At 48.7% G+C, this 18,775-nt stretch carries 22 protein-coding genes; 11 read left to right on the top strand and 11 right to left on the bottom strand.

Annotated elements, in window-relative coordinates; translation table 11 throughout:
• Positions 1–12: 12 nt before the first annotated feature.
• Positions 13–711: a helix-turn-helix transcriptional regulator gene (locus tag BKE30_RS05765; RefSeq protein ID WP_076877650.1), complete on the bottom strand. Its 699-nt coding sequence runs from the start codon at positions 709–711 to the stop codon at positions 13–15.
• Positions 712–1,002: 291 nt separating this feature from the next.
• Entirely contained in the window at positions 1,003–1,242 is a 240-nt protein-coding gene (locus BKE30_RS05760; protein ID WP_076877649.1) for a hypothetical protein, read from the bottom strand.
• 68 nt (positions 1,243–1,310) lie between these two features.
• On the opposite strand from BKE30_RS05760, the gene BKE30_RS16485 reads away from it, so the two are divergent.
• A complete protein-coding gene (locus tag BKE30_RS16485; protein WP_264754287.1) occupies positions 1,311–1,436 on the top strand; it encodes a hypothetical protein in 126 nt (41 codons plus the stop codon).
• Between the two features lie 7 nt (positions 1,437–1,443).
• Here BKE30_RS16485 and BKE30_RS05755 read toward each other — a convergent pair whose 3' ends face one another.
• A complete protein-coding gene (locus BKE30_RS05755; protein ID WP_076877648.1) occupies positions 1,444–1,692 on the bottom strand; it encodes a hypothetical protein in 249 nt (82 codons plus the stop codon).
• 272 nt (positions 1,693–1,964) lie between these two features.
• On the opposite strand from BKE30_RS05755, the gene BKE30_RS05750 reads away from it, so the two are divergent.
• Positions 1,965–2,555, top strand: a complete 591-nt coding sequence (locus BKE30_RS05750) for a DUF4385 domain-containing protein (RefSeq protein ID WP_076877647.1) — start codon at positions 1,965–1,967, stop codon at positions 2,553–2,555.
• Between the two features lie 304 nt (positions 2,556–2,859).
• Complete coding sequence (locus BKE30_RS05745; protein ID WP_076877646.1) at positions 2,860–3,261, top strand: hypothetical protein; 402 nt, start codon at positions 2,860–2,862, stop codon at positions 3,259–3,261.
• Positions 3,262–3,296: 35 nt separating this feature from the next.
• Here BKE30_RS05745 and mdtD read toward each other — a convergent pair whose 3' ends face one another.
• Positions 3,297–4,769 carry a multidrug transporter subunit MdtD gene (mdtD, locus tag BKE30_RS05740; RefSeq protein WP_143253658.1) on the bottom strand — a complete coding sequence of 491 codons (1,473 nt, stop codon included), beginning with the start codon at positions 4,767–4,769 and terminating at the stop codon, positions 3,297–3,299.
• A gap of 236 nt (positions 4,770–5,005) precedes the next feature.
• Between mdtD and ybaK the strand changes: the two genes are divergently transcribed.
• Positions 5,006–5,476: a Cys-tRNA(Pro) deacylase gene (gene ybaK / locus BKE30_RS05735; RefSeq protein ID WP_076877645.1), complete on the top strand. Its 471-nt coding sequence runs from the start codon at positions 5,006–5,008 to the stop codon at positions 5,474–5,476.
• 133 nt (positions 5,477–5,609) lie between these two features.
• Positions 5,610–6,050 (top strand): ABZJ_00895 family protein, encoded by a 441-nt coding sequence (locus tag BKE30_RS05730; protein ID WP_076877644.1) that lies wholly within the window; start codon positions 5,610–5,612, stop codon positions 6,048–6,050.
• Positions 6,051–6,072: 22 nt separating this feature from the next.
• Here BKE30_RS05730 and BKE30_RS05725 read toward each other — a convergent pair whose 3' ends face one another.
• The 4 genes from BKE30_RS05725 to BKE30_RS16480 all read right to left on the bottom strand — a co-directional run bounded on the left by BKE30_RS05725 (position 6,073) and on the right by BKE30_RS16480 (position 9,536).
• Positions 6,073–6,666, bottom strand: a complete 594-nt coding sequence (locus tag BKE30_RS05725; RefSeq protein ID WP_076877700.1) for an LOG family protein — start codon at positions 6,664–6,666, stop codon at positions 6,073–6,075.
• Between the two features lie 526 nt (positions 6,667–7,192).
• Positions 7,193–8,080: a class I SAM-dependent methyltransferase gene (locus tag BKE30_RS05720; protein WP_076877643.1), complete on the bottom strand. Its 888-nt coding sequence runs from the start codon at positions 8,078–8,080 to the stop codon at positions 7,193–7,195.
• Between the two features lie 12 nt (positions 8,081–8,092).
• Complete coding sequence (locus BKE30_RS05715; RefSeq protein ID WP_076877642.1) at positions 8,093–9,409, bottom strand: FAD-dependent oxidoreductase; 1,317 nt, start codon at positions 9,407–9,409, stop codon at positions 8,093–8,095.
• Entirely contained in the window at positions 9,402–9,536 is a 135-nt protein-coding gene (locus BKE30_RS16480; protein ID WP_264754286.1) for a hypothetical protein, read from the bottom strand. Before BKE30_RS16480 ends, BKE30_RS05715 begins: the two co-directional genes overlap by 8 nt.
• Positions 9,537–9,923: 387 nt before the next feature.
• Between BKE30_RS16480 and BKE30_RS05710 the strand changes: the two genes are divergently transcribed.
• Complete coding sequence (locus BKE30_RS05710) at positions 9,924–11,510, top strand: TerC family protein (protein WP_076877641.1); 1,587 nt, start codon at positions 9,924–9,926, stop codon at positions 11,508–11,510.
• 29 nt (positions 11,511–11,539) lie between these two features.
• On the opposite strand, the gene BKE30_RS05705 is transcribed toward BKE30_RS05710, so the two are convergent.
• Positions 11,540–11,878, bottom strand: a complete 339-nt coding sequence (locus BKE30_RS05705) for a phage antirepressor KilAC domain-containing protein (protein ID WP_076877640.1) — start codon at positions 11,876–11,878, stop codon at positions 11,540–11,542.
• A gap of 320 nt (positions 11,879–12,198) precedes the next feature.
• Between BKE30_RS05705 and BKE30_RS05700 the strand changes: the two genes are divergently transcribed.
• The 3 genes from BKE30_RS05700 to BKE30_RS05690 all read left to right on the top strand — a co-directional run bounded on the left by BKE30_RS05700 (position 12,199) and on the right by BKE30_RS05690 (position 14,489).
• On the top strand, positions 12,199–12,765 hold the full coding sequence (locus BKE30_RS05700; RefSeq protein WP_083698449.1) for a BLUF domain-containing protein: 567 nt from the start codon (positions 12,199–12,201) through the stop codon (positions 12,763–12,765).
• Between the two features lie 241 nt (positions 12,766–13,006).
• Positions 13,007–13,483, top strand: coding sequence for a BLUF domain-containing protein (locus tag BKE30_RS05695; protein WP_076877638.1), 477 nt, complete (start codon positions 13,007–13,009; stop codon positions 13,481–13,483).
• Positions 13,484–13,688: 205 nt separating this feature from the next.
• Positions 13,689–14,489: a sulfite exporter TauE/SafE family protein gene (locus BKE30_RS05690; protein WP_076877637.1), complete on the top strand. Its 801-nt coding sequence runs from the start codon at positions 13,689–13,691 to the stop codon at positions 14,487–14,489.
• A 106-nt stretch (positions 14,490–14,595) separates the two neighbouring features.
• Here BKE30_RS05690 and hisF read toward each other — a convergent pair whose 3' ends face one another.
• The gene (gene hisF / locus BKE30_RS05685; RefSeq protein ID WP_076877636.1) at positions 14,596–15,354 is read right to left on the bottom strand and encodes an imidazole glycerol phosphate synthase subunit HisF; all 759 of its coding nucleotides are present in this window, start codon (positions 15,352–15,354) and stop codon (positions 14,596–14,598) included.
• A gap of 139 nt (positions 15,355–15,493) precedes the next feature.
• Here hisF and BKE30_RS05680 point away from each other — a divergent pair, with 139 nt between their 5' ends.
• Positions 15,494–16,462 carry a homoserine kinase gene (locus tag BKE30_RS05680; RefSeq protein WP_076877635.1) on the top strand — a complete coding sequence of 323 codons (969 nt, stop codon included), beginning with the start codon at positions 15,494–15,496 and terminating at the stop codon, positions 16,460–16,462.
• Between the two features lie 6 nt (positions 16,463–16,468).
• A complete protein-coding gene (locus BKE30_RS05675; protein ID WP_076877634.1) occupies positions 16,469–17,128 on the top strand; it encodes a DUF1294 domain-containing protein in 660 nt (219 codons plus the stop codon).
• A 93-nt stretch (positions 17,129–17,221) separates the two neighbouring features.
• Here BKE30_RS05675 and BKE30_RS05670 read toward each other — a convergent pair whose 3' ends face one another.
• The gene (locus BKE30_RS05670; RefSeq protein WP_198938044.1) at positions 17,222–18,628 is read right to left on the bottom strand and encodes a cytochrome P450; all 1,407 of its coding nucleotides are present in this window, start codon (positions 18,626–18,628) and stop codon (positions 17,222–17,224) included.
• Positions 18,629–18,775 lie beyond the last annotated feature (147 nt).

Here is an 18,775-nt window from a genome sequence, read left to right as displayed (position 1 = left end):
ACCGGGTGTGTGTCAGTTTCTGTCAGCAGTCGCTGTAATGCGCTGTTCAAGGCACCATTGTTTAAACAACTGTTTTTTATAAGAGGGGTAATGTTCATCAATTACGTCACAGGCCAGTACCCGATCCAGCCTGAAATGCCGAAAATCACCCCGTAGCTCACACCATGCGGCCAGCACCATCTTGTGCATAAAGTAGCCAATACTAAAGGGCCAGATAATGCGCTCTGCTTTTTGCCCGGTTTCATTTTCATAGTGAATATGCAGCTTCTTTTGCTGGCGGGTGGCTAGCCGGATGCAGGCCACAATGTCCTGATCGACAGGCAGCCACTGGCTAAATGCGTACAGCGTTGTTTGTTCAAACAGGCGCTGCTGTGGCTCGGGTAATATGGCTTGCAGTTTTGCCAAAATGGAAGTTGCAGCCTGTTTTAATGGATCATCCGGCAAATCGGCCACCCATCGTGCACCTAGAATCAGTGCTTCAATTTCATTTTCAGTCCACATCATGGGCGGCAGAAAAAACCCGGTTTGCAGTTGAAAACCCAGCCCGGCTTCACCAGCTATGTGGGCGCCCTGGGCTTTCAAGGTTTCAATATCGCGGTAAATGGTGCGCACACTGACATCCAGCCGGTTGGCCAGTGTTTCCGCACTCACCGGAAAATGATGCTCTCGCAAGAGTTGCAATAATTGAAACAGGCGCTGGCTACGGGTCATGGCTGATGCCCAGAGGCAAGGAATAAAATGAAACGGTTATAGCATTGTTTTATAACCATTTAGAATATTATTTTAATTTTATGGCCATATAAGAATTAGGGGTGCCAATACGGGACTATCAATGCACTGGGCATAAAAATAAAAGCAATCCCGAAAGGGATACAAAACCATTAGTTTGGATTTTTAATCAGGACTCTGAGGATTGAGTGCAGTAATAATAAAATTTTAGGCTGTTTTTTGAATATTTTAGCGTAAGTTAAAAAGGACTACATTAAAAACCAGCTTACCGAACTAGGCCGAAGCACATGCGGTAAGACTGGTCAATTGGGCCTGATAAAACTTCTGGCGCTGCTGCAATTCTTGGATGCGCTGTTGCAGCGTATGGCGGCACGCCTGCTGATGAAATTCATTCAGTTTTTTGTTGAGTAGACGGATTTCCTGTACACAGCGTACTTGCAGCTTATGTAGCCGCTCCAGATACACTTCCGGGTTGTCAGCGCGTAGCAACTGACTTGATACCTCAATACACATGATGCACCTCTCTGGCAATAACGGAGTTTTTTTGAGCTTTATTTTTAGCAAACCAAGATGACAATTTCATGAATCATGGCCAATTCGTACTGCTTAATGACTCATGGCGCAGTGTGGTTAGCCAGTATGCAGGCCTGCCTCATCAGGTTAACCAGCGCCCACCAAACAACAATTCTGGAAAATTCCTAATGTGATATAAAATTATGAAAAATCAGAAAAGCTGTCCAAACTAATCAGTTGAGTCTGGTAAAACCTGCGGCGTTCCTGCAAGGTTTGCAGCCGCTGCTGCAAGACTTCAGCGTGCTGGTCGTGAATGCATGTGGTTTTAAGTTGCTGATGGACAATCACAATTTGCTGCATGCAATGTTCCAGTAGCCGGTGCAGTTTGTGGCAGTAACTGGCTTCCTCATGCGCGCTGCTATTGCAATCACCAAATATCTGCTTCTGCATGTATGGCTCTGTTATGGGCAAATGGATCAGTGATGCTGAAATCAGGGTCAGCCGCTGTTGGGTATTTAGGGTTCAGTTATAAGGCGGGTTAAATTTGTGAGGTGTAAGGCTTTGTAGCAAAGCGGTTAACGCCATGATTACTCCATTACACAGTTGCCATAAAGCCTCAGGAACATGAAGAATTCAACACATAAGAACCGAAATAAGTAGCAAAACCCTGCTATTGAAATGCTTAAACTGAAACCACCATTCTGTATCAGCCAGAGCAAGCCATGTCCGCGATTCGCCAGACCAACTTAACTAAACAGGCGCAGTTACCTGCCAGTAACAGCGTGCCGCGCCGTGCTGCCCGGGTTACATCGGACAGCTTTGATTACAGTCTGGACTTTAAGCAAATTAACTTTCGCCAGCATCCGGAGCTGTACCGGGTTGGGCGCGGTGAACAGGGTGTGCTGCTAGTCGAGCCTTATAAGTCAGAAATTTTGCCGCACTGGCGCTTTGCCGATGAAGATAAGGCCCGGCACAGCAGTGAAAAGATTTTTGAGCTATTTTTAAACTATCTGGAAGAGAATGATTTTGTGGGTGCCGACATGGCACGCAAGTTCCTGCAAATGGGCTATACCCGGGCGCGGCGCTATGCCAACCACAAGGGCGGCAAAAAATATGATGGCCCGGTGCCAGATGATAAAAAAGGCTTAAGTGGGGCGCATGGGCGTGATGAATTACCGCGCACCCCTGAAGATCCGGTTAAGGCTGCTGCTGCGCGGATTTTTAAGGCCAAATGGGATGAAGCCAAGGTACACCCGCATTATGTGGCGCTTAAACAACAATTTCAGCAGCAGGTTCAATCAGCATCAGCTTGAGCCTGACTTTAATAAGAAGTCCTCAAAAAGAATCAATGCGTTTTTGCTATGTTGCCGGGCATTGGCTGAAAAAATCTGGTGCATGCTTCTGTTTATCAATCACACTTCATTCCTGAAAATGAACTGTTTATTGTCCCGATCGATGCTGGACTCTTAAGCTGGAGTGCATTGTTAGCGCAGCCTTTAAGTTTGGCTTACTTATTGCTTTTGTACAGCAGGTTCAATCATGAAAAAGGGTGATCTGGTGTTTTGCGGTCCGGTAAGCCTTTCAATCCATGACACTAAAGCCTAAGGAGACAGCAGAATGAAAAACAGTTTGGGGCAAAATGAGTATGTTAATGCAGAATTCTTTTCACTGGCCAGCCAGTTGTATGTGCGCTTGCGCCGTCAGCAGGGCCGGGTGATTGACAGTGTTTATATGACCCAGAATCAGGATTATGCCCGGGAAATCCTGCGGCTGGCACGCATCAATGCCGATGCTGACATGAATGGCTTAATCAAGCGCATTGAAGCATTTGTTCCGGCGGCACACCATGACATTCCTGTGCTGGACGAACGGGTTGAGCCATTTGGCAGGTCATCTGGCCATGCAGGCCGTCCGGTGCATCACGCACATGCCACGCTGCACAATGACGGCACCACCCTGCACGGCAAGGACTACTCCCAGCAGGAAGTCGCCCATCATTATATTGGTGCCCTGCGTTAAGCGAATTCAAGTGCCATGCGGGTTTTCTTAACCGTTTATGAGGATTCAGGCAGGCCCACTTCAGTCTGTTGCTGAGGTTTGCCCTGTTTTTCTTCGGGTTCAAGCTGCCAGAAAATCCAAGCGGCGGCCATGGTCATCATGCCCATGCAGATAAAGGTGGCATGAAAGGCACTTAGCACCTGTTCATGATAATGCACGGTAAAGCCGGACAAAATAGCTCCGGCCGCGGCCACACCCAGACTCATGGACAGCATCATGATCATGGACAGCAAACTATTGCCACTACTGGCATGGCGCTGTTCAAGGTCTTTGAGGGTGAGGGTATTCATGGCAGTAAACTGTACCGAGTTAAACATGCCAAACACAAAGAAATGAATGGCTTTCAGCCAGGTTGGCTGGTCGGCAGGAATCAGCGCAAAGCTGGCAATGCCCAAACCCACAATTAAGGTATTGCTGACCAGCACACGCCGGTAGCCAATACGCTGGATTAATGGGGTAATAATCCGTTTGACGGTCATGGCTCCCAGAATCAAGGGCATCATCATCAGGCCAGCTTCTACCGGACTATAACCCAGCGCCAGTTGTAGCATTAGTGGCATTAAAAAAGGAATGGAACCGCCACCCAGCCGGGCAAACAGGTTGCCAAAAATACCAATGCTAAAGGTACGGTTTTGAAACAGGTCGGCGCGAAACAAGGCATTGCTGTGCTTGTGCGCATGAAAACCATAACCCACCACCGCAGCAATACCCATGATCAGCAAAATCAGCATGACCGCCACCATGCTGTGATCCGACAGGCCATCCAGCGCCAGCGACAGGCACACCATGCCCACCACAAGCAGCACATAACCACTTAGGTCAAAACTGGGGACTGCCGGATTTTTTAAAATTGGCATCACCCGCAGGGTTAGCAATGCACCAATAAGACCAATGGGCAGGTTAATTAAAAAAATCCAGTGCCAGCTGGCCACTTCTACCAGCCAGCCGCCCAGTGCCGGGCCAACCAGCGGACCAATTAAACCCGGAATGGTAATAAAGCTCATGGCCGCTAAAAACTGTGGCCGTGGCACAATGCGCAAAATCGCCAGCCGCCCAACCGGTAGTAGCATGGCCCCTCCCACGCCTTGCAACACCCGCGCTGCAATCAGCTGGTTTAGGCTTTGCGACAAGGCACAAAACAGCGAAGCCATTGAGAAAATTACAATGGCCGCCAAAAAGGCATAGCGGATGCCAATACGGTCTGCCAGCCAGCCACTGGCCGGAATGATGACAGCCACCGACAGCACATAGGCCACCACCACCGATTGCATTTGTAACGGACTTTCGCCCAGATTATGCGCAATACTGGGCAGGGCCGTATTGACAATGGTGGAATCCAGCGACTGCATAAAAAAGCCCAGTGCCACCAGCCACAGTAGGGTTTTATAGTCAGGATCAACCTTGGCCGGGTGTTTGGCCGGTTGCCCGGAAGACGGACTGGCAAGTGGAGTGCGAGTGGAATGGGCCACGAACTACCTCGTATAAAACCGGCTGTTAGACAGCCTGCTCATATAAAGCCGAATGACAAAATAAGGACAGCATGCGCAGTGCTGTTTAATAACAGCAAGGCCCAGTGTAAAGGCTATGGCAGGATTGGCCTGTAACAAGCTGTTGTGTAATGATAAGTTTTAATAAAAGCGCACCATGTGGTTCGGGGTTAAACCGGGTTAGAATCTGTACAGTTTTATTTTTACCGGAAAAGCCCATGACACCAGCTTGTCGCCTGCTCAAGCAACAGAAAATCAGCTATAGCCTTCATGAGTACGAGCATGACCCGGCTTGTAGCAACTTTGGTCTGGAAGCGGCCCAAAAACTTAACCTGCCGCTGGCGCAAGTATTTAAAACCCTGCTGGTTACGGACGACAAGCTGTTTTACGTCACCATCTTGCCGGTAAGCCATACATTAAGCCTGAAAAAAGCCGCACAGGCATTGGGCTGCAAAAAACTGCACATGGCTGATATCAAGGATGCCGAGCGCATTACTGGTTATCTGGTGGGCGGTATTAGTCCAGTAGGTCAGAAAAAGCGCCTGATAACGCTTATTGATGCCTCGGCGCAACAATTGGCTGTTATGTATGTCAGTGGTGGCCGGCGCGGGCTGGATATTGGCTTGACACCACAGGATCTGGCGCTGGTACTACAAGCGCGGTTTGGCGATATTCTGGATGAGCATTAACTGTCCTTCGACAAGCTCAGGCGTTCGACAAGCTCAGGCGTTCTTTGGCAGACTCAGGGCACATGTCAAACTATAGGCTCGGGAAGGCATCGAACCATATTCTTGCAAGCATTTTATTAAAGGACCATTCAAATTGAGTTTAAAAAAATACTACTGGGCTTATTTTGGCCTTTACCTATTGTTTAATGTGATTTTATTTGCAGTCAGCTTTTTTATTGACTTTGGCAGTAGCCTGTCGTTTTTGACGGCATTTATTGCAGCTATCAGCACCGGACAACTGTTTGTCAAAGACCAGCTCAGGGCACCGAATCTGGCTGAAAAAAAGCGCTTGGTCTGGGCATCACTGGCCATTAGCTGGGGCAGTTCACTGGTTTTAACGATAATTGCCTTACTATTCATGGCATGGGCCGGTGAAAATATGGCCTTTTTAAATCAGATATTACACTCGGGTGTTTTTATGCTCATGATGCTGGCCATACTTAGTGTGCTGTTTTTACTCAGCTATGCCATGACTCGCTGGGCATATGGCGGCATGGCAAATCGGTTAGCACTTAAAATCAGGAAAAACCAATAAAAGGCTGCGTGAGAAGCTGCCTTTATACATGCTCGGCTTGCAGGCTGCCCGGTTGCTGGGTGGCTTGCTGGATGGCTTGCATCACTTCATCTACAGTCTGGCATACCACCACCTTGGCACAATGTTCAGGTGTTAAAAAGCCTTCTGCGACAGCATGTGCCAGCTGGTCAATCAGGCCCTGATAATAGTTTTCAACATTAAACAGCACAATCGGCTTGCTGTGCTGTGCCAACTGGCCCCACGTGGCAATTTCCAGAATTTCCTCAAACGTGCCAAGGCCGCCCGGCAAGGCCACAAAAGCACTGGCCCGTTCTGCCATCATGGCCTTGCGCTCATGCATGGTGTCTACCACATATAGCTCGGTTAACGCGTGGTGGGCAATTTCATTTTGCAGTAAAAAGGCGGGTATAACGCCCACCACTTCCGCGCCATGCTCCAGCACCGTATCTGCTACCTGTCCCATCAGGCCAATGCTGGCGCCGCCATAGACTACTCCCAGATTACTCTGGGCCAGTTGCTGCGCCAGTAAAATGGCCTGTTCACGGTAAACTGGCTTATTGCCTGCACGTGAACCACAATACAGAGCCACCAGCGGCATGGTGGTTTTAATAGACATGGCATGATCCGGCTTTTCAGTACGCGTGCCCTGTGGCAGGCCGGATGAAGCTGAATACGGTTCAGCGTGGGTATAAGACCCTGAAGAAGTTACTTGATTCATCGTGTCTCTTTTATCCATCAGTATCAGTTAATCCGTAAGTGGTAAGCTGTCCCATCAGTCGGGCACAGTCATGCAAATCAAAGTGATTTGTTTAAAACGACTCAAAACCATAATTATAATTGCTGGCCCAGTTGAGAGTCTGGCTTGGGCACAGCTTGGCCTTACTGTGTCATGATAGCGATGAATGTTGCTGGTTTTCAGTATGGCTTTGCAGCATTTTGCTGGGTTTTATTTATTGTATTGCTACCTTTCGTCAATTGGTCATGCAATGGGTGTAACATAACCGGCTTAACAATTTAAAGCCCGATGCCGGTTTTATAAAAAGCCAAATACACTCCATTAGTCCAATCAGAAAAGTTGCGCGATTAATTTTAAAATTTTTATGAATCATTCAAGTAATCAGCTACGGCTGTCGGGCATTGTTTTAGGCCAGTCGCGCGCTCACCAGCATATAGTGGATTAGCCCATGCTGTGCCAGAAAATGACATAGCTGTGCCGTCAGTTTAATTTTTAGCCAGTCTGTTTTTGCCGCCCATGCTAGATGTTTTGGTGCTTCAAGCTGCTGGATATATTTGGCAAAGCCAGAAAAAACTTCCTGATCCAGCACTTGTAGTTGAATATCAATACAACCAGCCTGCTGTAAGGTGGCGATAATTTCATGCTGTGGTTGCAGGTTTTGTGCGGGGACGTAAGCCATATTAAGCAGCTTCAGCGTGAGGTGTTGATACAACCAGCCAGCTTGTGGCCAGCGGCTACTTTTGACAAGTGTGGTAAATGCCATGCGTCCCTGTGGTTTCAGTGCTGCCATGTTAACAGCCAGAAAATCGGCCAGTTGGGCATGGTAGGCTGCATCGACACACACCACGGCATCAAAGGCATGGTTTAAACGGTGATCCGGCAGTGGCAACTGGTCAAACGGGGCCTGATAAATGCCATCAAGTTGTGGCAGATGCGCTGCTTGGATACGTGCAATGCAGGCGGGCTGAATTTCAAGGGCGCTAAGGTGTTGTATACCAAACTGCTTTGCCCAGTACGCCAGACTGGCTCCCTGACCACAGCCCAGATCAAGCACAACATCACTGGTTTGCAAGCCTGCCGCCAGACCCACCTGCTGGGCCAGTTGCGCACAAGCCCGCTGATAATCACTGATATTTTGATCATCCAGCGTATTTCGCCAAAAGCCCAGATTACTCCAGGCCAGCACATTTGGATCACCCAGCAGTGGGCTGGCAATGGCAAAACGGTGTTTTGATACTTGCGGTAAATACTTTTGCAGGGGCTGCCGCAGGTTCAGTCGAAACAGGTTGCGCATAAAAAATAGCCTTTATCCAGCCAGACCATGCACTGCCACCATTAATGGCGCTTTACCGGCAAAGGGTGCTGCAACGCCCAGTTGCTGTGCCACCCACATGGCGGAAGTCACTGCCGATTCCAGAATGGGCAGGCCTTCACACGACCATGAGCCACAAAAGAACACGCGCTGGTCTGGCTGCTGTTGCAGTTGCTGTAACTGGCGTACCAGTTGGGTGGTGTGCTGATCGACAATGGCGCGGGTGAGCTTAACGCGGGAAATGACCAGCTCGGGTTTAGGCTCAAATACCGGATTCCAGGTTTGAAATACCGGCGGCTTGCCGACTAGCGTAGGCTCAATGGCATTAATCCAGATACTAAACATTTGCTGGTTAAACTGCCGGTTCATGCTGTAGTTCAGCACGGTCCAGTCTTTTTGCCGAACTGGCATAAAGCGGGTATCGCGGTGAATCACCAGTTCGCCACTATCAAACTGGAACTGCCGTAATATTTTCAGCTCACTGGCAAACTGCTGCTCATCCACAAAATCAAGCTGGGTGGTGGGTGTGGCCACAATCACATAATCATACAGGCCCTGTTCACCGCGTGCATTGCATACCCGTACCTGCTGGCCCTGCTGCTGTACCTGTTGTACCTTAGCCCCGCTAATACTGCGAATATCCTTAATTAATGCATCTACCAGCGCGGGTGTACCGCCCTGCATGCGTAGCAGAGGCTCACCGTCCAGCAGTTTTTCCAGAAAATCCAGCAAGGGTTTGGCAGGCCAGCGCGCAATATGCTGTGGCTCGCAGGTACAAATGGTATTGACCACCGGCAGCACGGTGCCATACCAGAACAGTGGATCAAACTGATGCAAATTGGCAAATTCGGCCAGACTCATATCCTGATGCGGACTGTATTTAAATTGCTTAAGGGCTTTTTTTAGCTGAAACACGCCTTTGACGAGCTTTAGGGTATCCCGGTTCATAAAGCGCAGGCTGGCTATGGTGGGCAGGTTCGCCAGTCGGGTACGCTGGCTTTTAAACCAGGGTGTCAGGTATGGGGAATCACCAGCCTGACCCTCCAGCCAGTTGCACGACATAAAGGTATTCACCCGAAACACCGGCACCTGCATGTGGCTGGCCAATGCCAGCGTATTGCGCCACAGCGATGGATTCATGACCCGTAGCGGTGCATCCACAATGCCACCATCCAGCATCAGGGTATGACTGTCCATGCCACGCCCGCTTAAGGCTTCATAAATAGTTACGTCAAAGCCAGCATCTTTCATCAGGCGTGCAGCAGCAAGGCCTGCCATGCCGCTTCCAATTACCGCAACGGTTTTAGTCATGTTGAATCGTTAGTCCAGTCGTCAGTGTGATCATTCGCGACAGCGTGCCACAGTGCCTTAAAATAGAGCGCAAGTCCATGGCTGGCGTGACATTCAGGTTGGGATCAGCACTGACAATGAAGCACAAAACAGCAGTCTGCCGGGTTGGCAAAAGCAGGATAAAGAGATTTTTAAACCTTAACCCCAACTTAATTTTTGATGTTTTATAAATACATAGTGCCGACGGCCACATGATTAGTAACATAATTTAATGAAACCTGTCGGAAAAAACTTAATGAAGATGGCGTAAATCCTGCTTTATACTGACTATCACTTTTGGTCAGAAATTTTTTCTTATGAGTAGTGGTTGTTGTCCTTTAGCACCCTATAGTCCTGATGACTTACCCCTTTTTACGGCTTACCGGGTTTGTGGCGCTATGCTGCAAGACGTCAAGCCCGCAGTGCGCCACAACAAGGGCGTTTATCTCTGCCATAACAAGATAGCTACTGTGTGCAATATTCAGGAGGCTACAGCATGATTTTTGAGTGGATGTCAGATCCTTCAGCCTGGCTTGGTCTGGCCACGCTGGTTCTGCTGGAAATTGTGCTAGGGATTGATAACCTGGTATTTATTGCTATTCTGGCCGAAAAGCTACCCCCTGAACAACGCACCAAGGCACGTAATATTGGTTTGACACTCGCCTTGCTAATGCGCTTTGCCCTGCTGGCTTCCATCGCATGGATTGTCACGCTGACCGAACCGCTGTTTGAGATTATGGGACATACCTTTTCCGGGCGCGACCTGATCCTGATGTTTGGCGGTGTGTTTTTATTGTTTAAAGGAACCATGGAGCTGCATGAACGTCTGGAAGGGCGGCATGCACCCAAAGAAGGGCCAGTGGTTCATGCGGCATTCTGGGTGGTGATTACCCAGATTGTAGTGCTGGATGCGGTATTCTCGCTAGATAGTGTTATTACCGCAGTCGGTATGGTGCAGCATTTGTCCGTGATGATGATTGCTGTGACCATTGCCATTGGCATCATGATGCTGGCAGCCAAACCGCTGATGAACTTTGTATCACGCCATCCGACCGTGGTCATCTTGTGTCTTGGCTTCCTGATGATGATTGGCTTCTCGCTGATTGTCGAAGGGTTTGGTTTTCATATTCCCAAAGGTTATTTGTACGCTGCCATTGGCTTTTCGGTGCTTATTGAGGTGTTTAACCAGACAGCACGCCGTAACCGCGAACGCCTGATTACCACCAGTGACCTGCGTGAGCGCACTGCCGATGCCGTACTGCGCTTGCTGGGTGGCCGCCGGGCTGACATCGAACCCGTAGAGCTGGGAGAAACTGCCGATGTACTGGCCAAGGAATCATTGGCCAATGAAGTGTTTAGCCCGGAAGAAAAAGGCATGATTCATGGCGTGCTTAGCCTTGCCGAGCGTCCGGTCAAGTCCATTATGACCCCACGGCCTGACATTGAGTGGATTGATCTGGAAGAAGATGAAGAATCCATTCGCCAGCAAATCATGAACATGAATCACTCAAGGCTGCTGCTGGCGCGTGACAATCTGGATAATCTGGAAGGCATTGCACTCAACCATAACCTGTTGAACAACTATCTGGAAACCGGCCAACTGAGGGTAGAACAGGCCTTGCGCCAGCCACTGGTGGTACATGAAAACATCAAGGTGCTAAGCCTGATGGAACAGTTGCGTCAGGCACCACTGCAAATGGCCATTATCCTCAATGAATATGGTTCTATTGAAGGGATTGCCACGCCCATTGACATTCTGGAAGCCATTGCCGGTGAGTTCCCGGATGAGCATGATAACGATGACTGCGAAGTGCAACTGGAAGACGGTTCATGGATTGTGGATGGTTCCAGCGATATCCGCCGGGTGTCGCTATTGACTGATATTGATCTGGTGGATGATGCCGAGCAATATTCCACACTGGCGGGTTACCTGTTGCTGCAATTGGGGCATTTGCCAGAACAGGGTGAAAAAGTCATGAGCGATGGTCTGGTGTTTGAAATTATTTCACTGGATGGCCGCAAAATTGAAAAGGTAAAAATTTCACCTGCCACAGCCATGCAAGACTTGGCCAGCGATTCATAAGCTCAAATCAAGCCCGGCGTGCCTGTCAATCAGGCCATGCTGGGCATTAAGTAGCGGTGCAGCCAGCGCATGCCTTTGGGCGTAATCAGCACTTGTGAGCGAAATCCGGTTTCGCCATTACTATGGGTAAACTCCACCGGACGCTGTACCAGCAAACCGGCATTCAGCTTGTCCTGATAGCCCAGCCAGTGCTTGGCGGGTTTATAAATCAGTTTTAAGCCATGCAATTGCTGAATAAATGCCTTGGGTGCAATACCAAAATACTTGGCGGCCTCGGTTAAGCAAATCGAACGATCTATCAAGGCCTGCTTTTCCTGCTGAAACAGGGTGAGCTGACGATAATAATCGCCATTGGGTAAACTGGACATCAATGACCTCTTTTAAACTGCAAACAATAATTGATAAACAACCGGTTTAATTACGGCTAGTGAATGGCCACAACTGCCGGAAGTTCTTTATATATTAGGGTGTTTAAAAAATAATCAAGGGCTTATTTTTGGAATAATAATTATTAAAATCAATAGTATAAATCTAAAAAATACTGTGAAAAATATAAAAATTAAGTAGGGGTCATGATAGGTAAAATTAGAATAACTACAAAATAGCTAATGCATTTTTAGCAAATTTTTATAATCTTGCCTTACCGATAAAATTATGTGTAACCAATACCTTAAGCTGAGAGCAAAACATGTCAAATCACTATAGCCGAATGGTCTATGCCAGTAAGGCCACCTTTAAACCATTTCAGGCTAATGCCAGTATTGATCAGGAAATCCTTGATATCCTGACGACGGCACGACGCGAAAACCAAAAAAATAATCTGGTGGGCGCACTGTATTATGGCCATGGCTGCTTTTTTCAGTGTCTTGAAGGGAAACAGGCAGACATTGATGAGCTGTATGCCAAGTTGCAAAAAGATTCACGTCATCATGACCTCAAGATTTTGTCCCTGCAACCCATTGAAGAGCGTCGTTTTTCATCGTGGGAAATGAAATATGCCACCATTGACCGGGAAGTGCGTACCTTTCTGCGAACGCACCAAATGGCTAAATTTGACCCCTACCGCTTTACCCCGGAAATGACGGCAGAACTGGTGGACATGTTGCAACAGGTGGATGAAACGCCGGTTGATGGCGCGGCTAAACCTGTGCATCAGGAGATGCACCGTGGGGTCAGTCTGACTGTATTCTGGTTAACCAATGTGATCAGCATCATTGCCACCGCAGCCATTACTTTATGGATTACGCAGGCTTAAATAACAGTCATTGATTAAGGCGCATCTGCTTGAAAATGGGACTTTTGCTCAGCACCATTTTCAAGCAGGCCATGCTCCAGAAGACTGTACGCTGTGTGGTAACCCAACAATAAGCTTCTCTCCAAACCAGCTCATATCAAATTTATCAATTGGTATCTTTTGGTTAGAAAACTGCAAAGTAATCAGCTATCGTTGAAAAATCTGTATAGGGTTAAAGGCTGGACGATAAGGACAAATAGCCATGAATGCGCAAACAGCAGACCAACTGATCCGTATGACGTATGTGAGTAAAGCCACTTTCACCCTGATTAGTGGTCAAAAAGAAGGTTACAATAGAAATATTATCAATATCTTAACCACCTCACGCCGCCAAAACCGAAAAAATAAGCTAGTGGGTGCGCTGTACTTTGGGAACAATTATTTTTTTCAATGTTTAGAAGGTACTCAGCAACATATTGATGCATTATATGCCAAGCTGGAAAAGGATGAGCGTCATACTGAGCTAAAGGTATTATCACTTGAGCCGATTGAAAAATTCGCTTTTTCATCGTGGGAAATGAAATATGCAGCTATTGATCAGGAAGTACCATCCTTTTTAAAAAGCTATGGATTAGACAAGTTTGACCCCTATCATTTTACGCCAGAAATGACTGCTGAGTTAATCAGTATACTGCAAAAAGCCAGTGAAGGTCTGGCAGATCATCAGCTCAAAAACTGATGTTGCTGCCTCAAAAATAACTACAGGCATTAACATCATTGTATGTTGGCAAACCTCACCATCAGTCTTGCAACTGCTGTCACTACTGTGTGAATGACGCAGGCTTAGGTAAAATACTGGCTTAAATAAACCCAGATCGCATTGTTCCATGGCGAGATTGGGCAAAAGCCCGTAAAATTCACTTTTTGCATCCATAGGCTGGTATATGGCACTTGAGTGGGCATTGGCCTTTATTGGTCTTGGGGCATTTGCCGGTTTTATGGCTGGCTTGCTGGGGGTTGGCGGCGGCGGCATTATGGTGCCATTACTCACCACTATTTTTCTGGGCATGGGCATTGTGCCGGACAATGTGGTGCATCTGGCACTGGGCACTTCCATGGCCACCATTGTGACCACCTCGTTTTCCAGTATGCGTGCGCACCATGCCAATGGCGCCGTGCTGTGGGACATTGTCAAACGGATGGCACCAGCAGTGATTGTAGGCACGTTTCTGGCTACCTTTGTGGCTGCGCAAATTCCATCGTTGTATCTGGCTGTATTCTTTGCGCTGTTTATGGGCTATGTGTCAGTTCAAATGCTGCTGAATAAAAAGCCCAGTCCTAGCCACAAGCCTGCTTCCAGCACGGAGTTACTGGGCGTTGGTGCCGGAATTGGTGCAATTTCGGCACTGGTGTCCATTGGCGGCGGTTCGCTCACCGTGCCGTATTTAACCTGGCGTAATTTTGATATTAAAAAAGCCATTGGCACCTCGGCAGCCATGGGTTTGCCGATATCACTGGCAGGCGCGCTGGGTTATTTGCTCAACCATGATGCAGACCTGGCCACTATTCCTTATACGGTTGGCTTGGTGTACTGGCCTGCGGTATTGCTAATGTCAGCATGCAGTTTTTTTACTGCGCCACTGGGTGCAAAGCTGGCGCATCGCTTGCCGGTCGCCACCTTAAAGAAATTATTTGCCATCTTGCTGCTGTTACTGAGCCTGAAAATGCTCACTGCACTGTTATAAACAGGGCTTCATCAGCTATAAATTTTTAGTATTTTGCAGTTGTTAAGTGCATAAAAAACGGTAGCTGTATTGCTACAGTCCACCGTTCTAATTAAATATTTGATCCTTACAAACGCATTTCAATACCCTGATCAGCCAGATATTGCTTGGCTTCCGGAATGGTGTGCTGGCCAAAGTGAAAAATGCTGGCAGCCAGTACGGCATCAGCACCACCCTGTAAAATGCCATCAGCCAGATGCTGCAAGTTGCCCACGCCACCCGAGGCAATCACCGGGATATTCACGCTGGAAGTAATTTGTTTCATCAGACCGAGGTCATAACCCGCCTTGGTGCCATCAGCATCCATACTGGTCACCAGCAATTCACCAGCGCCCAAGCCTGCCATTTTAATTGACCACTCTACCGCATCAATGCCAGTGGGCTTGCGGCCACCATGGGTAAAGATTTCCCATTTATTGTCGCCGACTTTTTTGGCATCAATTGCCACCACAATGCATTGCGCGCCAAAACGTGCAGAGGCTTCGCCTACAAATTCGGGGGTAAATACCGCTGCGGAGTTAATGCTCACCTTATCGGCACCGGCATTCAATAACTGGCGGATGTCTTCCAGCTTGCGCACACCACCACCAACGGTAAGCGGTACAAAGACACTTTCGGCCATGCGCTCGACGGTGCGGTAGGTGGTATCACGGCCATGATGGGTTGCAGTAATGTCCAGAAAGGTAATTTCATCCGCGCCCTGTTCATTGTAGCGGCGCGCCACTTCCACCGGGTCACCCGCATCACGGATGTCCACAAACTGCACGCCTTTGACCACACGGCCGTTATCAACATCAAGGCAGGGAATAATACGTTTGGCCAGCATAGCAAGTTCCAGTCAGGGGCAAGACAGACGGTAAAATACGAAATACATCAACAGCGCGCACAATAGCGCCATAACGCGCTATTCTAACGCCTGTATTCTAGCAAACTTGACAGGCAAAAAGCGTGCAGGCAGGGGATTTATGTCAGTTTATACCACCGTCACACTGGAACAAGTACAGCAACTGGCCCGGCATTACCAACTGAATGTCACTGGCCTGACTCCCATTCAGGCCGGGATTGAAAATACCAATTATTTTGTGCAACTTGATAATCAGCAGCAACTGGTGCTCACCATTTTTGAGGAAATGAGCCTGATAGGCATCAATGAGCTGATTCCCCTGCTGGAGTATTTAAAACAGCAGGGCCTGCCGGTTGCTGCACCACTGGGTGATCAAAGCGGGCAGGTCATTCATTTTATGCATACCAAGCCGGCTCAACTGGCACCACGACTGATGGGCCAGCCGCCCATGCAACCTACTGTGCTGCAAGTTAGTGAAATGGCAAGCACACTGGCGCAACTACATATAACCTTGCGCACCTATCCGCTGCACCGCGACAACAACCATGGACAGGTCTGGTGGCAGCACAGCAGGGATGAGCTAATGCCGGTTTTAAGCCAGCCTGATCAGGCATTGTTACTACAAATTTTTGCGCAGTTTGCGCAGGTTCAGCAGCAGTATCCAGAGCGTCCCAGTGGCCTGATTCATGGTGACCTGTTTCGCGATAACACCTTATTTGATGGCAATGTACTGACTGGTTTGCTGGATTTTTCCGAACTGGCCTATGATGAGTTGCTGCTGGACATTGCCATTTGCCTCAATGACTTTTGCAGCCAGTGGCCAGACGTGGCACTGGATAATGAAAAAGCGCAAGCCTTCATCAATGCCTATCATCAGGTGCGTCCGCTGACCATGGGGGAGCAACAGGCCCTGCCAACTTATCTGGCCATGGCCGCTTGCCGCTTCTGGCTGTCACGCTTGCAAGTCCAGCAACGCAACCAGCAGGAAGCACGTACCGGTGAACATATTTTGCAAAAAGACCCTGCCGAGATGCGTACCATGCTTGCAGATCGTTTACACTCGCCATTTTTCATTCATTGTGCGGAATAGGCAAGCATGCGTTATCAGGGACAACTCATTGAATGGCATGATGATCAGGGTTATGGCTTTATTCAGCCTGTAGCCCCGAATCAGGGTAATAAAAAAATATTTTTGCACATCAAGGCGTTTGCCCAGCGCGGGCCAAGGCCATTGGCCGGCGTCATGCTGGAATATGAAATCACTCGGGATGGCCATGGCCGCCTGAATGCCCAGCGAGTGACCTACGTGCGCCGTCAAAACAAGTCAAAATCAACTGACAAAACGGCTAGCGGTTCCTTGTCAAAGTCCTTGTTACCATATCGGCAATATCCGCAACAGTGGCGCGGCTGGCTAATTACCCTGTATCTGGCATTTATTGTTGCCTTAGGACTAACCCGGCAATTGCCCTTGTGGTTTTTAATAATTCCAGTGCTGCTTAGTGGTCTAAGCTACTGGCTATATGCAATAGACAAACAGGCTGCACAGCAGGGCAGGCGCCGTATTCCCGAGAAAAACCTGCATGTACTGGCTTTGCTGGGCGGCTGGCCCGGTGCCTTGCTGGCCCAACAAAAACTTCGGCATAAATCGGCCAAAACCGAATTCCAGCGACTATTCTTCGCCACTGTCGCGCTGAACTGGGTTTTAACCGGATTATTAACACTACAAGTCATTCAGCAGTTTTTTGCATTATTTTAAGACATTAAAGACGCAGCACACGACATTAAACCAAAAAGGCACCCTGAAATAAGATGCCTTGTTATTGATAGCGACGGTATGGTTAATCTTTGCTCAGCCCTTCACTTTAAAGCGTAAACGATACGGACTGAGCGTTCCCGGCAGGGGCAGCTTGGGACTCAAGCGTGACGAGCGTAATTCCAGCGCGCCAGACTCCAGTAATTGAGCCAGCATGTTACTGGTCAGTAGCAGCACCAGATTGCGCGCCGGGCATACGGCAGGCCCGTCACTAAATGGTAGCAACGGCCATTGCTGGGCGGTGGTGGTATGCTGCTGATCCAGCCAGACTTCTGGGGCAAATGTATTGGCATAGGACAGGTTTTCATCATCACGGTGCAATAGCGGTGTATAAATAATCAGGCCAGTGTTGGTGGGCATCATGCCGCTGTCCCACTGGGTTGCTGTTTTACTTTGCCGCAAAATGACGGGCGTAGTAGGCCACAGACGTAAGGCTTCCAGAATGCAGGCACGCAAATACGGCAAATATTGCCGCGACGAACCGGTATTGGCCTTTAACTCTGTCTGTGCTTGAGCAGCCTGCTGCGGATGTGAGGCCAGCAGGGCCAGCGCCCGGAACACTGTCATGCCCGCCGGGTCAAAGGCAAATAGCCAGTGCGCCACCTGATCGGCCGGTGCGGTATCTGCATCTTGCGGTGTACTGGCGATTAGGGCAGCAAGGCTAGGTTCTGGCGCTGATCCTGATTGCGCGGCCAACTGAATATAATGGTTAATGCGGCTGTGTAGTTGCTGTTGCAGTTTATCATTTTTAGGATGCATAAAGGCCCAGTTGGCATGGCCGCGTAGTTTGTTTACCAGCTGGGTTAGTTGTTCATCATCACGTGCCGCATTGCCAAACACCACACGGCGTACAATGCGGAACCAGCTTATGGCAAAGCGTTCCCAGTCCAGTTGCTGTTTATAACCCAGACTATTTAGTAACTGGCTGGCTTCTTCATGGATTACCCCCATAAAATGATCCGCCAGCCGATGTACCGGTAATGCCGTATCCAGTACGGCTTCATTAAAATGCCGGCGCTTGCTGCGCTCCGGGTCTTGTGAAATCAGTACCCCATGCGGCTGGAAATGGGCCAGTGCTGCATGTTTCTCGCGGCTGTCAGTAGCAAAAGGCTGGTGGGTTTCCTGCAACACGCGATGTACATGTTCCGGCATAAAGACCAGTGCATAGTTAATGCTTTTGGGTAAGCGCAGCAACAGTGGGTCATTGCCATATTTGTCACGCAGCTTTTGCATATAGCGTACCGCATGTTTATCAAGGCCCAGACTTTCTGCAATACCAACCATGGCAGGCCGTCGAATAATTACACCCTTGGCCCAGGTTGGTCCCAGAACTTGAGCAAAAACTTTCAGACTTTCCAGTAAAGTGGCGTGCGGCAGAGTATTTGTGGTGGTCATCGCCTGAGCGTCAGCCATAGCATGCTCCTGTTGTTTTGGATATTGCATGCGCTCTACCTTAAAACAAAGCGCCCGCTAAAAACGCGATAAGATGAGTTGGTTTTCTGCTAATAGATGTTACGGGTTAAATCTAACCCATAACATTAAGTCATTTCTTGGAGGATTACCTCTTCTACACTATTGGAATTTGTCCAG

The sequence above is a fragment of the Alkanindiges hydrocarboniclasticus genome, from assembly GCF_001982605.1.
GTDB lineage: Bacteria > Pseudomonadota > Gammaproteobacteria > Pseudomonadales > Moraxellaceae > Alkanindiges > Alkanindiges hydrocarboniclasticus.
The sequence above is the reverse complement of the archived record's forward strand: the minus strand, read 5'-3'. Positions and strand labels throughout refer to the sequence as shown.

Excerpts from the sequence above, each read along its gene's own strand:
- BKE30_RS05760 (WP_076877649.1), bottom strand. The coding sequence starts at position 1,242 with ATGTGTATTGAGGTATCAAGTCAGTTGCTACGCGCTGACAACCCGGAA.
- BKE30_RS05700 (WP_083698449.1), top strand. The coding sequence starts at position 12,199 with ATGTCAAATCACTATAGCCGAATGGTCTATGCCAGTAAGGCCACCTTT.
- BKE30_RS05705 (WP_076877640.1), bottom strand. The coding sequence starts at position 11,878 with ATGTCCAGTTTACCCAATGGCGATTATTATCGTCAGCTCACCCTGTTT.
- BKE30_RS05725 (WP_076877700.1), bottom strand. The coding sequence starts at position 6,666 with ATGTCTATTAAAACCACCATGCCGCTGGTGGCTCTGTATTGTGGTTCA.
- BKE30_RS05715 (WP_076877642.1), bottom strand. The coding sequence starts at position 9,409 with ATGACTAAAACCGTTGCGGTAATTGGAAGCGGCATGGCAGGCCTTGCT.
- BKE30_RS05755 (WP_076877648.1), bottom strand. The coding sequence starts at position 1,692 with ATGCAGAAGCAGATATTTGGTGATTGCAATAGCAGCGCGCATGAGGAA.
- BKE30_RS05695 (WP_076877638.1), top strand. The coding sequence starts at position 13,007 with ATGAATGCGCAAACAGCAGACCAACTGATCCGTATGACGTATGTGAGT.
- BKE30_RS05720 (WP_076877643.1), bottom strand. The coding sequence starts at position 8,080 with ATGCGCAACCTGTTTCGACTGAACCTGCGGCAGCCCCTGCAAAAGTAT.
- ybaK (WP_076877645.1), top strand. The coding sequence starts at position 5,006 with ATGACACCAGCTTGTCGCCTGCTCAAGCAACAGAAAATCAGCTATAGC.
- BKE30_RS05675 (WP_076877634.1), top strand. The coding sequence starts at position 16,469 with ATGCGTTATCAGGGACAACTCATTGAATGGCATGATGATCAGGGTTAT.
- BKE30_RS05690 (WP_076877637.1), top strand. The coding sequence starts at position 13,689 with ATGGCACTTGAGTGGGCATTGGCCTTTATTGGTCTTGGGGCATTTGCC.
- BKE30_RS05710 (WP_076877641.1), top strand. The coding sequence starts at position 9,924 with ATGATTTTTGAGTGGATGTCAGATCCTTCAGCCTGGCTTGGTCTGGCC.
- BKE30_RS05670 (WP_198938044.1), bottom strand. The coding sequence starts at position 18,628 with ATGCAATATCCAAAACAACAGGAGCATGCTATGGCTGACGCTCAGGCG.
- BKE30_RS05680 (WP_076877635.1), top strand. The coding sequence starts at position 15,494 with ATGTCAGTTTATACCACCGTCACACTGGAACAAGTACAGCAACTGGCC.
- hisF (WP_076877636.1), bottom strand. The coding sequence starts at position 15,354 with ATGCTGGCCAAACGTATTATTCCCTGCCTTGATGTTGATAACGGCCGT.
- BKE30_RS05745 (WP_076877646.1), top strand. The coding sequence starts at position 2,860 with ATGAAAAACAGTTTGGGGCAAAATGAGTATGTTAATGCAGAATTCTTT.
- BKE30_RS05765 (WP_076877650.1), bottom strand. The coding sequence starts at position 711 with ATGACCCGTAGCCAGCGCCTGTTTCAATTATTGCAACTCTTGCGAGAG.
- BKE30_RS05750 (WP_076877647.1), top strand. The coding sequence starts at position 1,965 with ATGTCCGCGATTCGCCAGACCAACTTAACTAAACAGGCGCAGTTACCT.
- BKE30_RS16485 (WP_264754287.1), top strand. The coding sequence starts at position 1,311 with ATGAATCATGGCCAATTCGTACTGCTTAATGACTCATGGCGCAGTGTG.